Origin of the sequence: Poritiphilus flavus, from assembly GCF_009901585.1 — a bacterium.
Lineage (GTDB): Bacteria > Bacteroidota > Bacteroidia > Flavobacteriales > Flavobacteriaceae > Poritiphilus > Poritiphilus flavus.
Map to the genome: position 1 here is coordinate 391,359 of NZ_WXYO01000003.1, position 12,533 is coordinate 403,891.

The 12,533-nt window shown below is 44.3% G+C and carries 13 protein-coding genes; 12 read left to right on the top strand and 1 reads right to left on the bottom strand.

Annotated features, from left to right (window positions below; all coding sequences use genetic code 11):
* Positions 1 to 3: 3 nt before the first annotated feature.
* The 7 genes from GTQ38_RS08725 to ppk1 all read left to right on the top strand — a co-directional run bounded on the left by GTQ38_RS08725 (position 4) and on the right by ppk1 (position 6,099).
* A complete protein-coding gene (locus tag GTQ38_RS08725) occupies positions 4 to 930 on the top strand; it encodes an aspartate carbamoyltransferase catalytic subunit (RefSeq protein WP_161435110.1) in 927 nt (308 codons plus the stop codon).
* A gap of 8 nt (positions 931 to 938) precedes the next feature.
* Positions 939 to 1,277 (top strand): ribonuclease Z, encoded by a 339-nt coding sequence (locus tag GTQ38_RS08730; protein ID WP_161435111.1) that lies wholly within the window; start codon positions 939 to 941, stop codon positions 1,275 to 1,277.
* Entirely contained in the window at positions 1,274 to 1,747 is a 474-nt protein-coding gene (locus GTQ38_RS08735) for a DUF3291 domain-containing protein (RefSeq protein WP_161435112.1), read from the top strand. Before GTQ38_RS08730 ends, GTQ38_RS08735 begins: the two co-directional genes overlap by 4 nt.
* 99 nt (positions 1,748 to 1,846) lie before the next feature.
* Positions 1,847 to 2,752 carry a ribonuclease Z gene (locus tag GTQ38_RS08740; RefSeq protein ID WP_161435113.1) on the top strand — a complete coding sequence of 302 codons (906 nt, stop codon included), beginning with the start codon at positions 1,847 to 1,849 and terminating at the stop codon, positions 2,750 to 2,752.
* 88 nt (positions 2,753 to 2,840) lie between these two features.
* Complete coding sequence (pdxH, locus tag GTQ38_RS08745) at positions 2,841 to 3,488, top strand: pyridoxamine 5'-phosphate oxidase (RefSeq protein ID WP_161435114.1); 648 nt, start codon at positions 2,841 to 2,843, stop codon at positions 3,486 to 3,488.
* A 44-nt stretch (positions 3,489 to 3,532) separates the two neighbouring features.
* On the top strand, positions 3,533 to 4,021 hold the full coding sequence (locus GTQ38_RS08750; protein WP_161435115.1) for a SixA phosphatase family protein: 489 nt from the start codon (positions 3,533 to 3,535) through the stop codon (positions 4,019 to 4,021).
* Entirely contained in the window at positions 4,018 to 6,099 is a 2,082-nt protein-coding gene (gene ppk1, locus GTQ38_RS08755) for a polyphosphate kinase 1 (RefSeq protein WP_161435116.1), read from the top strand. Before GTQ38_RS08750 ends, ppk1 begins: the two co-directional genes overlap by 4 nt.
* Positions 6,100 to 6,738: 639 nt before the next feature.
* Here ppk1 and miaE read toward each other — a convergent pair.
* A complete protein-coding gene (miaE, locus tag GTQ38_RS08760; RefSeq protein ID WP_161435117.1) occupies positions 6,739 to 7,320 on the bottom strand; it encodes a tRNA-(ms[2]io[6]A)-hydroxylase in 582 nt (193 codons plus the stop codon).
* A gap of 163 nt (positions 7,321 to 7,483) precedes the next feature.
* Here miaE and GTQ38_RS08765 point away from each other — a divergent pair, with 163 nt between their 5' ends.
* Genes GTQ38_RS08765 through eboE form a run of 5 tightly spaced genes read left to right on the top strand, consistent with a single transcriptional unit; the run spans position 7,484 to position 12,531 of the window.
* Positions 7,484 to 8,356: an EboA domain-containing protein gene (locus GTQ38_RS08765; protein ID WP_161435118.1), complete on the top strand. Its 873-nt coding sequence runs from the start codon at positions 7,484 to 7,486 to the stop codon at positions 8,354 to 8,356.
* Positions 8,349 to 9,257: a TatD family hydrolase gene (locus GTQ38_RS08770; protein ID WP_161435119.1), complete on the top strand. Its 909-nt coding sequence runs from the start codon at positions 8,349 to 8,351 to the stop codon at positions 9,255 to 9,257. The genes GTQ38_RS08765 and GTQ38_RS08770 overlap by 8 nt, the downstream gene beginning before the upstream one ends.
* A 1-nt stretch (position 9,258) precedes the next feature.
* Positions 9,259 to 10,158 (top strand): UbiA-like protein EboC, encoded by a 900-nt coding sequence (eboC, locus tag GTQ38_RS08775; RefSeq protein ID WP_161435120.1) that lies wholly within the window; start codon positions 9,259 to 9,261, stop codon positions 10,156 to 10,158.
* A 9-nt stretch (positions 10,159 to 10,167) separates the two neighbouring features.
* Entirely contained in the window at positions 10,168 to 11,334 is a 1,167-nt protein-coding gene (locus tag GTQ38_RS08780) for a 3-dehydroquinate synthase (RefSeq protein ID WP_161435121.1), read from the top strand.
* Positions 11,335 to 11,337: 3 nt separating this feature from the next.
* Entirely contained in the window at positions 11,338 to 12,531 is a 1,194-nt protein-coding gene (gene eboE / locus GTQ38_RS08785; protein WP_161435122.1) for a metabolite traffic protein EboE, read from the top strand.
* The last annotated feature ends 2 nt before the right edge of the window (positions 12,532 to 12,533 follow it).

The following is a 12,533-nucleotide window of genomic DNA, read 5'->3' on the forward strand; positions in this document are numbered from 1 at the left end:
ACTATGAGCGAATTAAGTGTAAAGCACTTGTTAGGCATTAAATATCTGAACGAAAAGGATATACAGCTCATTTTTGAAACTGCCGATCATTTTAAGGAAGTAATTAACCGGGCAATCAAGAAGGTACCATCCCTAAGGGACATTACTATTGCGAACATCTTTTTTGAGAACAGCACCCGTACCAGACTTTCCTTCGAACTTGCGGAAAAACGGCTTTCAGCCGATGTGATCAATTTTTCCGCTGCCCAATCATCCGTTAAAAAAGGGGAGACGCTTATTGATACGGTTAACAACATCCTGTCTATGAAAGTAGACATGGTGGTTATGAGGCATCCCAATCCAGGCGCCGGGATCTTTCTGGCGAAACACGTAAATGCCTCTATAGTTAACGCCGGTGACGGAGCCCATGAACACCCTACTCAGGCCTTACTGGATTCCTATTCCATCAGGGAGAAGTTGGGTGATGTGGCAGGTAAAAATGTGGTGATCGTTGGGGATATATTGCATTCAAGAGTAGCACTTTCCAATATATTCGCACTGCAACTACAGGGTGCCAATGTTAAGGTTTGCGGACCGAGAACCCTGCTTCCCAAGCATGTCGAATCCCTTGGTGTTGGCGTAGAGACGGATCTGGTGAAGGCACTCAATTGGTGCGACGTTGCCAATATGCTTCGAATACAAAATGAAAGGATGGACATCAGTTATTTTCCGACAACCAGGGAATATACCCAGCAATTCGGAATAAATAAAAACCTGCTGGAAAGCCTGGAAAAAGAGATAGTGATCATGCACCCCGGTCCTATAAACCGGGGAGTTGAAATTACCAGTGATGTGGCGGATTCCGGTCAGTCCATTATCTTGGACCAGGTGGAGAACGGGGTGGCCATACGAATGGCTGTGATCTACCTGCTAGCCTCAAAAATCAAATAGAAAGAATTATGATCTTTGACAAAAAAGGCAATACGGTAACAGTATTTCAGGAAGATATATCTCTGCAAGCTTTCCTGAAAAACCTTACCAAAGCATATCCCAGACTAAAAAATGACAATATTGTTGTGAATCTATTCTCCTTTTCAGCGCTCAAGGCCGATGATATTCTGGAATTCCTCCAACTTTCCAACGTTCATAGAGGTGCGCGCAAGTCATTTGTACTGGTCACCGATAAGCTGTCTTACGAGGATGTACCTGATGAAATGTGTGTTGTACCCAGCTTGCAGGAGGCCAGGGATATCATTGAAATGGAGGAAATCGAACGCGATCTGGATCTGGAATTATGAAGTACGAGCTGGCTCAGATCAATATTGGCCGTATTCTTGGACCTATAGATAGTCCTGTTATGGCTGATTTCGTGGCAAACCTGGATAGGATAAATGCTTTGGCCGAAAGCAGCGACGGATTTATATGGAGACTTAAGGACGAATCCAACAATGCCACTTCCATGGCAGTTTTTGAGGACGAATATATGATCGTTAATATGTCGGTTTGGGAATCTGTGGAATCTTTATTTCAGTTTACCTATCAATCCGCTCATGTTGAGATATTTAAAAGGAGAAAGGAATGGTTCTCCAAAATGAAGGAAATGCATATGTGCTGTTGGTATGTGCCTTCCGGGTACAGGCCAACGGTAGAAGAGGCCAAGCAACGATTGGCATACCTAAACGAAATGGGAGAAACGCCATGGGCCTTCACATTTAAAAGTTCCTTCAAACCTGAAGATGCAGTTTCCTATGAAGACCACAGCAGTTAAAATGGCACCAGATAGGTTTAAGCAAGCTCCAAATCTTTGGAGACCCATATTCCGGATTAAGGATGTTCAATTTTCGCGAACGGTAAATCTTCAGTTTTAATGAAACTTCACATCCTTGGTTGTTACGCTGCCACGCCTAGAACACTTAGTAACCCAACTGCCCAGATCCTCGAGATCAGGAACCATCTGTTTCTCATAGACTGCGGGGAAGGAACACAGGTGGAACTCAGGCGTAATAAGGTGAAGTTCTCCAGGATCAACCACATTTTTATTTCGCATCTGCACGGAGATCATTTTTTTGGCCTTCCAGGGCTTATTTCCACCTTCCGACTGCTGGGGCGCGAAAAAGAGTTGCATATTTACGGGCCCAAAGGAATAAAAGAAGCCATTACGCTGCTGTTTAAGCTTGCGGATTCCTGGACCAGTTACCCCCTGATCTTTCACGAGCTGGATTCAAAAGAACCCCTGCTACTTTTTCAGGACGCCGGAGTTGAGGTAAGCACAATTCCGCTGGCGCACAGGATCTATACTAACGGGTTCCGTTTTACTTCCTTTTACTCGGAACGAAAACTAAATATTGATGCTGTTAGGGAATTCGGCATTGGAAAAGAATACTTTCAAAAGATCAAAAATGGAGGATCCGTTACCCTGGAAGACGGTCGTGTTATCCCAAACCAGGAACTTACCCTGGATCCGCCTGAGCCCAAGCATTATGCCTATTGCAGTGATACGGCTTACTACCCGGATATCATCCCGTTGATTAGAGGGGTCGATGTGCTTTATCACGAAGCGACCTTCCTTGAATCTGAGGCCGGTCTTGCAAAGAAAACGAAACATTCCACGGCCGGCGAGGCCGCGACCATAGCCCGGGACGCTGAGGTAGGGCAATTGATCCTGGGTCATTTTTCTACCAGGTATCGCAATCCTGATAGTTTTTTGGAAGAAGCTCAAAGGATCTTTCCAAATACCCTGCTGGCCGCAGATGGCAAGCTTTTTGAATTCTGAAAATAGTCCTTAAAGTTTACCGCATTTACCCGCCTTGGATAGTTCCCTTTTTCCCAACTTTGTTTATCTTGGATAAGAATTTCATTCCATGCAAAAAGATCTTGGAAATTACCGGAAATCTTATGAAAAAAGCTCCCTGTCAGAGGCAACCGTTTCTGACAATCCCATGGAGTTGTTTCAGAAGTGGTTTTACGAAGCAGAGGCAGCGGGCACTGCAGATGAACCCAATGCAATGACGCTTTCAACCATTGGCCTGGATGGTTACCCAAAATCCCGGGTGGTATTACTAAAAAAATATACCTACGAGGGCTTCATTTTTTACACGAATTACGAGAGCGAAAAGGGCAAAGCAATTGCGCAGCATCCCAATGTATGCCTTTCATTTTTCTGGCCTGGTCTGGAAAGGCAGGTTATTATCAAGGGTACTGCAGAAAAGGTTGCCGCTAATTTGTCTGATGGCTATTTTGAATCACGGCCCGAAGGAAGCAAGCTGGGTGCCCTGGTATCCAGGCAGAGTAGTGTAATTCCCTCAAGGGAGTATTTGGAAGAACAATTGAAAGCGCTTGAAGTGGAATATGCCGGGAAAGAGATCCCCCGACCTGAGGATTGGGGAGGATACCTGGTAAGACCTGTTTCCATGGAATTCTGGCAGGGCAGGCCGAATAGATTGCACGACAGAATACGGTTTGAGTTGCAGCAGGACTTTCACTGGAAAGTAGAACGGCTCGCGCCATAATGGCCATTATAGAAAGCCTGGATAACACAAAGAATTAAAAGAAAATGAAAACATTAATATTGGTAAGACACGGCAAATCCTCCTGGGAATATGAGGTAGGAGATAAGGACAGGCCACTGAAAGAACGAGGGATAAATGATGCCCGTAAGGTTGCCAAAGCCTTTCAATTCAGTATGCCTGAAATTAATGCGGTATTTTCGAGTCCGGCAAACAGAGCTCTGCACACCTGCCTTATTTTTTTACGGACGTTGGATTTTCCTTTTGAAAATTTCAGGCTAGAAAACAACCTATACGATTTTTCAGGGGAATCTGTAATGACTTTTGTCCAGGGTTTGGATAACTCCCTGGATACCGTGATGATCTTTGGTCATAATTACGCTTTTACCAATGTTGCCAATCAATGGGGTAGCGAAGCCGTGGGAAATGTTCCTACATCCGGTTTGGTGCATCTGGAATTCGATATAGATTCCTGGGATCAGGTCTCTGGCGGAACCACAAAAAAAATGCTATTTCCAAAACAACTAAATCAATGAATAAAACCAAAAACCAATATATAAACCGCGAGATCAGCTGGCTTAGTTTTAATGAACGCGTATTGCAGGAGAGTACCGCCAAAAATGTCCCGCTGATCGAGAGGCTCCGGTTTTTGGGGATTTTTTCAAACAACCTGGATGAATTCTTCAAGGTGAGATATGCCACGGTAAAACGTATTGTGGAAGCCGGAAAGACCGGTAAGAGCGTTCTCGGTGGCGAAAAGGCAAAGGATCTGCTTGAAGAGATTACGGCCGTGGTGATCAAACAGCAGGCGAAAAGTCAGGCCATCCTGGACAATATTGAAGAGGAACTGGAGGCCCAGAATATCTTTATAGTAGATGAAACGGGCATTAAGGAGTCTCAGGAGGAGTTTGTAAAGCGGTATTTCATACAAAATGTAAGCCCGGTACTGATGACCATCATTCTTAATGATCTCACGGAATTTCCAATGCTAAAGGATACCGCCGCTTACCTGGCCATTAAAATGGTACTCATCGACTCTGATGGCAGCCGTAAAGGGAAGGACAAAGAGGTGCGTTACGCGCTTATTGAGATCCCCAAAGAGATTGATCGCTTTATTGTGCTACCCAAGGAAGGAGACCGCAACTATATCATGATCCTGGACGACCTCATCCGTTATTCGTTACGAAGCATATTTAATATGTTTACCTACGAATCCATTACCGCCCATATGATCAAGATCACCAGGGATGCGGAATTGGATATGGATAACGATCTCAGTAAGAGTTTTATAGAAAAGATCTCCTCCAGCGTGGAACACCGAAAGATCAGCGATCCTGTTCGATTTGTTTATGACCAGAGCATAGAACAGGACACCTTGAAGTTTCTAAAAGAAAAAATGAACATAGAGGAAACGGACAGCGTTATTCCAGGAGGGCGATATCACAACAGAAGGGATTATATGGGCTTTCCAAGCCTGGGTAGAACAGATCTGCTCTACGACAAGATCACCCCGCTGCCCATTAAGGGCCTGAGCCTTGAAGGAAGTATACTCGAAGCCATTTCCAGGAAGGATTATCTGATGTATACCCCATATCACACCTTCGCGTACATCATTAAGTTTCTGAGAGAAGCGGCTCTGGACCCAAAGGTCCGCAGTATAAAGATCACGGTATACCGCCTCGCTAATGACTCGCAGGTAGCGGCTTCTCTGATCAATGCGGTTAAGAATGGAAAGCAGGTCACAGTTCAGATTGAGTTACAGGCCCGTTTTGATGAACGTGCCAATATCCAATATGCGGAACAGCTTCAGGCTGAAGGTGTGAAGCTCATCTTTGGAGTTCCAGGGCTTAAGGTACACAGTAAGATCTGTGTCATAGAGCGGGAAGAAGATAATGAGGTTAAGCGTTACGGTTTTGTCAGTACCGGGAATTTTAACGAATCAACAGCGCGGATCTACACGGACTATACGCTTTTTACCTCCCATGATGCTATTCTAAAAGAACTCAATAAAGTATTTAACTTTTTTGAGACCACCTACAAGATCAACAAATACAAACACTTGATAGTTTCACCGCACTACACCAAGTCCAAATTCAAGAAACTCATAGACAATGAGATAGCCAACGCCATTGTAGGAAAGCCAGCTTATATCAAGATCAAGATGAACAGTTTTACCTCTTACGAGATGGTGGATAAATTGTATGAAGCCAGTAGAGCAGGGGTAAAGATCCAACTGATCATCAGGGGAATCTGCTGCCTGATCCCCGGGGTGAATGGGATGAGTGAGAATATTGAAGCTATTAGCGTGGTGGACAAGTTTCTGGAACATCCAAGAGTATTCATTTTCTGCAATGAGGAAGATCCGAAAGTCTATATCTCCTCAGCGGATTGGATGACAAGGAACCTGGATAATCGCGTGGAGGTAGGCTGCCCAATTTACGATAAAGGTATTAAGAAGGAGCTACTGGATACCTTTGAGATTTCCTGGAAAGACAACGTAAAGGCCAGGGTCTTCAACAAAGATCAGGACAACGCTTACAGAAAGAACGACAAGAAAAAAGTGCGTTCCCAATTTGCCATGTACGATTACTATTTGGAAAAGGCTAAGGAGTAGGGGATTGTTAGATGATTAGATGGATGGAGGGTTAGATAGTTAGATGGTTGGATTTGTTGGATGCTTGGACGGTAAGATGGTTCGACGGGGTAGACGGCTAGACTGTTAGATGGTTGGATTGCTAGACTTGTTAGATGGTTAGATGTTTGAATGGCTAGACTGGTGAGACTATTGGATGGCTGGATAGTTAGACTGTTGGATTGTTGGAGGTTTGGATGTTTAGACGAATTCTTGAATTATTTGCAAAATACGTTGAAGAGCCTATATCGTGTATTTAATATCGTACATCGTACATCGTATATCCATCTTACACTGTACACAGACTATCAACTATCAACCATCAACTATACCGGGGAGAACTGCTCACTGTTCACTGTTCACTGATTACTGTTTACTGAACCAGGGGTACTAAACCCCACCCCAAAATTAAATTAACCCCGGACACTGCAGTTTAAAAGCAGAAAAGGAACTAATTAAAATATGTGGAAATGTAGCCATGTAGCAATTTGAGGACTGGGAGATTTGAAAATGTACGAATGTAAAACTGTAAAACTGTGAAATTGTGAAGTTGATATCAGAAAATCACTGATTACTGTTCACTGTTCACTGATTACTGATTACTGTTTACTGCCCACTGAACTACCCGTGTATCGTCTCCTTCTTCCCCAGGTCTTTCATAATCTCTGCCTCGTACTCCAGGAGTTTTTGCCACTTCTCATCTACTTCCTTGCGGTCTCCATACTTCCGGGCGAACTTTAAGAACATAGTATAATGCCCTGCTTCACTGATCATTAACTTGTGATAGAATTCTGCCAGTTCCCGGTCTTCCAGCTTTTCGGAAAGCAAGCGGAATCTTTCGCAACTCCGGGCTTCTATCAAAGCTGCGTACAATAACCGGTGGACCAATTGTGTTACCCGGTCTCCTCCTTTGGGGAAGAACTTCATCAGGGCGATAACATAGTCGTCCTTGCGGTACCGACCCAGGGTTTTTCCTCGCGCCAATATGCGATCGTGCACCATTTTGAAATGACCCATCTCCTCCCTGGAAAGCGAGATCATTTCCTGTACCAGTTCCGGATACTCCGGATAGGAAACGATCAGAGAAATCGCCGTACTTGCCGCTTTCTGTTCGCAAAAGGCGTGATCCGTAAGGATCTCATCGATATTCTTTTCAACAATATTCACCCAACGAGGGTCTGTAGGTAACTGAAGTCCCAGCATCTTTGAAGTTTTTGTAAAATTATGAAGATTGGACGAACTAAAACACCATTAATCAAAGGAATTAGGGATAATAAATTCAATTGTTTCTAGTTATCTTAATATCTTTGAAACTAAGGAACTTTACAGGAGTTTCGGGGCTAATCCGGGTAAAACGACTGAATTCATGCAATCGACGATCAGTGCAGATCAACTTCTTACGATACTGACTACGAATATTTCCGAAGATACCAGGGATTGGATATCGGAAAAACTTCAAAAGATCCTCTCTGAGCCCTCGGCCAGAGAATTGTATCTTACTTATAGCCTCCTTGCCAATAAGATAGATAAGGATACATATCTGGAGCTATCCGATGGGGATCCTGATCTGACAAACTATTTCAAACAACATAACACCCGGGTACTGGAGCTAGCCAGAATTTACCTTCTGTGTGCCGTTTTAGAGGAAGATAGAAGTTATTTTTCACCTAAGGTGGCCAATTTAATTCAGATTGCGGATACCAGCGAGTTGGAAACCTTTCTGAGGTATCTGGCGCTTCTGCCAAACGCTGAAGACTTTAAGAACGCCGCGGTGGAGTCACTACGAACGAATATCGCGACGGTATTTGACGCTATTTCCAGTAGAAACCCTTATCCGGCCGAATATTTCAACGACCAGCAATGGAACCAGATGTATCTTAAAGCTGCCTTTATGCAGAGGGATCTCAATACCATTCTGGATGCAGATAAAAGGGCGAATGCGGACCTCGCCAGGATCATTTCGGATTATGCTCATGAAAGATGGGCGGCCTCCAGGGACGTTGACCCTTCATTTTGGAGACCGGTCAGCAATTTTATTGAAGAGGGCCTGCTCGACGATATGAAACGACTGTTCGCGAGTGAAAATGTCGCTGAAAACCGTGCCGCCGCACTATGCTGTTTCAACTCAGACAAGACTGAAGCGCAATCCCTGCTGGAAGGGTATCCCGACCTAAAAGAAGAAATAAATTCAGGTAAAATTACCTGGGCTAATATAAAAGACCAGATAAGTTATGAGTGATAAGATGATCTATATCGACCCGCATGTGCATATGACCTCACGCACAACGGATGATTACGAAGCCATGGCCGCTTCAGGTGTAGTGGCAGTTATTGAACCCTCCTTTTGGTTGGGCCAGCCCAGAACTCAGGTAGGTTCTTTTCAGGACTATTTCAGTAGCCTGGTTGGATGGGAGCCTTTCCGGGCGAGTCAGTTCGGGATTAAGCACTATTGCACCATTGGATTGAATTCCAAGGAAGCCAATAACGAGGCTCTTGCGGAACAGGTTATGGAATTACTACCCCTGTATTTACACAAGGAAAACGTAGTGGCCGTTGGGGAGATAGGTTATGATGATCAGACTCCCGCGGAAGACAAGTACTTCAGGGCACAGCTTGAACTTGCCAAAGAGCTTGATATGACCGTCCAGGTACACACCCCGCACAGGGATAAAAAAGCCGGTACTATACGAAGTATGGAAGTTTGCCTTGAACACGGCCTTGACCCGTCTAACGTAATAATTGATCACAATAATGAAGAGACGGTACAGGAAGTTCTGGATCGTGGATTTATCGCGGCATTTACTATCTATCCAAAGACCAAAATGGGAAATGAGCGTATGGTTGAGGTAGTAAGGCGGTTTGGCAGTACCGATATCATTGTGGATAGTTCTGCAGACTGGGGGGTTAGTGACCCACTTGCGGTACCTAAAACCGCTTCTTTGATGCTTAAAAGGGGTATAGTGAGGGAAGACGTGGTTAAAACCTGCTATAGTAACGCCCTGCAGGCATTTAGCAAAAATGGCAAGATGAAGGAATCCCATTGGCTTAAACCTGCCGGGATCAACCAGACGCAATTATATAATGACAACAGTGTCTTAAGGGGTCAGGAACCCCGTATAGACTCGGATCAAATCAGCTAGAATGGGTCCGGTCCTCAAAGGCTATCTACAGCTTACCAGACCAGCAAACCTTCCTACCGCGGCCGCTGATATACTCGCTGGCTTGGCAATTGCCGGCCTTGTCTCCAGTTTAGGACAGGAGCCGTCTGCATCCAATTTATTGTTGGATTGTCTTTTTCTTATTTGCGCCTCAGTTTTGCTCTATGCAGGTGGAGTGGTGCTTAATGACTATTTTGATGCGGAAATCGACAGGCTTGAACGACCCGAAAGACCGATCCCTTCCGGTTTGATAAAACCGGGCTCGGCAGCTTTTTTCGGTTTTTCCTTATTGTTTTTGGGTGTGGTCTTCGCATTTCTTGTAGGTACATTAAGCGGGGTGATAGCACTGGTATTGGCGTGTAGCATAGTGCTGTACGATGCAGTATCCAATAAGAACGTATTTTTTGGCCCCTTGAATATGGGTATCTGCAGGGGCCTGAATCTTATCCTTGGCATCTCCGTAATGGGAAGCATAGCCCAATGGAAATTAGCCATAATTCCATTGATTTACATTTTTGCCATAACCCTGATCAGCAGGGGTGAAGTACACGGGAATAACCGGAAACATTTAATTTGGGCCGGAATATTATACGCAATAGTGGTTTTTGGCGTTCTGATTAATGTTCCAAACCAGCTGACCGACGCTTGGCAAGTGTTACCGTTCCTTGGCCTTTTTGCTTTTTCGGTGTATTTGCCCTTGTTCAGAGCCTACAGGAACAATTCCGCGGAATTGATCAGGAAAGCGGTAATCTCAGGAGTTCTGGGGCTCGTAATTCTGGATGCTTCATGGGCGGCAGGTTTTGGTGTTTGGTGGTATGGATTGTTGGTGCTACTTTTGTTACCCCTTTCCATGGCCCTGTCAAAATTGTTTGCTGTTACCTAATTTGAATATATGCAGTTTAAGCCCATATCGCAGACTTTTACCGTAACATATGACTATCAGTTGTATTTTACCCAAAATATCTTTGCCCCTGACAATCTGCTGTTCAGGGATATTATTGCCTCCTACAAGCCGGAAGAACAAGTTAAGTTGCTTTTTGTATTGGATAGTGGAGTGCATCAGAACCACCCTTACCTGGCAGCTTCCATTAAGTCTTATTGTAAGACCCATAAAGACAACTTACTTCATTTGGATACCCTAATTGTAAAAGGAGGAGAAAACGTAAAAAATAAGGGTAATTCAACTACTAAACTACTTGAAGCCATTGACGAAAAAGGGGTTTGCAGGCATTCATTTGTGGTAGTTATCGGAGGTGGGGCTGTTATAGACATGGCCGGATATGCCGCGTCTATCGCTCATAGAGGGGTTAAACTCATTCGCATTCCCACTACGGTACTTTCTCAGAACGATGCCGCGGTAGGGGTGAAAAATGGGGTAAACCTTTTTAACAAGAAGAATTTCGTGGGTACCTTCGCTACGCCTTTTGCAATTATTAATGATAGCGAGTTTCTAACTACCCTCAGGCAAAGAGATTGGATCTCCGGGGTCGCCGAAGCCGTAAAAGTGGCCCTGATAAAGGATAAAGCCTTTTTCAAATATCTCAGTGATCATGCCATTAAACTGAAAAAGCGGGATATGGATGCCATGCAATATGTCATCTATAGATGCGCAGAACTGCATATGCAACATATTGCAAAAGGAGGTGATCCTTTTGAAAGCGGTTCTTCCAGGCCGCTGGATTTTGGGCATTGGGCTGCCCATAAGCTGGAGCAAATGACCAATCACAAATTGCGTCATGGTGAGGCAGTAGCCAAAGGGATCGCATTAGACCTGACCTATGCCTGCCTGATGGAATTCATCGATGACACCACCCTTGATAAAGCGATCAATGTATTGCAGGACCTTGGTTTTGACCTCTTTATTCCCATTAAAAACAAAAGCGAAACAGAAGAACTTCTGGGTGGTTTGGAAGAGTTTCGGGAACATCTGGGAGGGCAACTGACCATAACCCTGATCTCCGGAATCGGGAAAAAGTACGATGTCCACGAGATAGACCTGAAGGTTATGAGAAAGGCTTTGCAGTTATTGAACAGGCGATCCAAATTAAATGTGGCCTGAAAAATGCACCTGAACCAGAAATTTCATCTTACCTATTGTACTAACATTCATCCGGGTCAGGACTGGAATACCACATTGCACGGACTTAAGACTTATGTGCCAGGGATCAAGGCACAACTTAGTAAAGACCAACCTTTTGGACTTGGTTTAAGGCTATCTAACCGGGCTAGCGAAGAACTGGGTACTGGCCAGGAATTACTGGAATTCAAAAAGTGGTTAGACGATGAAGGCATTTATGTGTTCACGATGAATGGCTTTCCCTACGGCAATTTTCACAATGAAGTTGTAAAAGAACAGGTTCACAGTCCGGACTGGACCACAACAGAAAGGCTTACCTATACCAAGAGATTGTTCGACCAATTGGCGGTTCTGTTACCGGAAGGCATAAACGGTGGGATATCTACCTCCCCTATAAGTTACAAATACTGGTATCCTGGTGAAGGACAGAAAAAGGACGCCTTTACAAAAGGTGCTAAAAATCTTGTGGAGCTGATCATCAATTTATACAAGCTTGAGCAAAACACAGGAAAATACATGCATCTGGATATAGAACCGGAACCGGATGGCTTACTTGAGAATAGCGACGAAGTAGTGGCTTTCTTTCAGGATTATTTGCTTCCTATAGCCCTTGAAGAACTAAAAGGACCTCTTGGTTTAAATGAGCAGGAGTCAAGGGAAATGACCCTGAAATATATCAATGTCTGCTATGATGTGTGCCATTTTTCACTGGCTTACGAGGATGCAGCGGAAACCTTTAAACGCTTTGAGGAAGAAGGGATAAAAATTGGGAAAATTCAGGTGAGTGCGGCCTTAAAAATACTGTTTGAGGGGTTTGAACGCGACGCGATCTGGGAATCCCTCTCCCAATTCAACGAACCGGTTTATCTGCACCAGGTTACGGAAAAACAGCCAGATGGAGTGCATACCTATTCGGACCTTCCAGAAGTGCTCTACAGTTCAAAAGCCTTTACTGAATTGCGGGCACATTTTCATGTTCCCATCTTTCTGGAAAAATTCCCTCCGCTCTATTCAACACAAGACCAGATTCTGGATGTGATAGCATATCTTAGTGAAAATCCGGTATCGGAGCACCTGGAAGTTGAAACATACACCTGGGATGTACTTCCGGCGGAATTAAAAAAAGATATATCCACTTCTATTGTTCGCGAGATCCATTGGTTAAAGGAGAAGTTATAAAC